2 protein-coding genes are annotated in these 1472 nt (G+C 54.1%); both read left to right on the top strand.

The window, feature by feature from the left end; all coding sequences use genetic code 11:
* Nucleotides 1–195: 195 nt before the first annotated feature.
* Entirely contained in the window at nt 196–1194 is a 999-nt protein-coding gene (locus OIU93_RS20500; RefSeq protein WP_264271883.1) for a bile acid:sodium symporter family protein, read from the top strand.
* 103 nt (nt 1195–1297) lie between these two features.
* Nucleotides 1298–1472 (top strand): transposase (locus tag OIU93_RS20495; RefSeq protein WP_264271884.1); only part of this gene is annotated, 175 nt, incomplete at its 3' end.

Below are 1472 nucleotides of genomic sequence, written 5' to 3'. Positions count from 1 at the left end.
GTCCTATCGGGTCAAGAATGCGCTCATGAAATAGGCCAAACGCCAACATGGCAGGAAATTGAGCCCAGGTGGCCTGATTCTTATCGCTTTAATGGCCGACTTAAAGTTGACGAAACACATCCCCTTATGTAGAACCGGGAAGTGCATAGTTTCCTGGTGGAAAACCTCGATGAAGGAGCAATGATGACCTCAAGCATGAGCACCGAAACCGCACGTGAAAGGCGATCAGCTCGAATAGCGGTCCTAGTATTTCCCCTGATCATCGTTGCCGCTGGAGCTTTCGGCATCTTTGCGCCGACAGTGGCGCTTCCCTTGAATCCACTTGTGCCTCTTCTTCTAGGCGTCGTCATGTTCACAATGGGACTGACTATGAAGGCACCTGACCTCAAGCTCATAGTGCGTATGCCACAAGCGGTGGCTATCGGATTTGTTGCTCAATTCACCATTATGCCGCTGGCAGGTCTCGGGCTTGCCGTTCTATTTGGATTTGAACCTCTGCTCGTAGTTGGCATGGTGCTCTTGGGTTCGGTACCAGGTGGAGCCTCGTCTAATATTGTCGCTTACTTGTCTCGCGGCAATGTTGCTCTTTCTGTAGCAATGACATCATTATCGACGATTCTTGCGCCATTTATCACGCCATTCATTGTGCTCTGGCTTGCCGGTAGCTACCTTCCCGTTGATTTTGCTTCCATGTTTACTCAAATCATGCAGATCACTATCATTCCGGTGATCCTTGGTGTCGTTTTAAAGCTGGTGGCAGGCAAATTTGTCGATGCCATTTCGGCAGCAATTCCGTGGATCTCGGTTGCAGTGCTTTCACTTGTGATCGCAGGCATCATGGCACGTAGCGCAAGTGTCGTCATGGCCTCGGCAGGCCTAGTTATCGTTGCCGTTATTTTGCACAATGCGATTGGGTTCGCATTAGGTTACACGGCCGCTTGGGCAGGTCGCTTGGGTCCCCGAGAACGACGAGCAGTCGCGGTTGAGGTTGGGATGCAGAATGCGGGATTAGCTGCGGCACTGGCCAATAGCAACTACGGACCCTTGGCATCGCTGCCAGCTGCGGTAGCCACTATTTGGCACAACATTGGAGGGGCACTCTTGGCTACGCTGTTTGGCGTCATCGAGCGCCGTCAAGAAAAGGCGAAATTGAATACAGTGATTGAAGAACAGCAGACAGTAGATAGCGTCTAGGGCGTGTCTCCTAATCGCTGACAGTTCGGCTTGGCAGGATTGACGGGTGAATTCCCGTTACGCCCGCTTCTCCGATGCCCAGTGGGAACTGATCGCCCCGTTGATGCCCGATTCCACGGGCAGAGCCGGGCGTCCGTTCAAGGACCACAGGCTCGTGGTCGAGGGCATCATCTACCGCTACCGGGCAGGCATCCCGTGGCGTGACCTGCCCGAGCACTTTGGGCCGTGGAAGACCGTGTGGAAGCGCCACCGCCGCTACGCCGGTGACGGCACCTGGG

The organism is Paeniglutamicibacter sp. ZC-3 (assembly GCF_025847175.2).
Lineage (GTDB): Bacteria > Actinomycetota > Actinomycetes > Actinomycetales > Micrococcaceae > Paeniglutamicibacter > Paeniglutamicibacter sulfureus.
This window is presented reverse-complemented; position numbering and strand designations above follow the sequence as displayed.

What these genes read in the sequence shown, in the direction of transcription:
- OIU93_RS20500 (WP_264271883.1), top strand. Translation starts at nt 196, where the DNA reads ATGAGCACCGAAACCGCACGTGAAAGGCGATCAGCTCGAATAGCGGTC.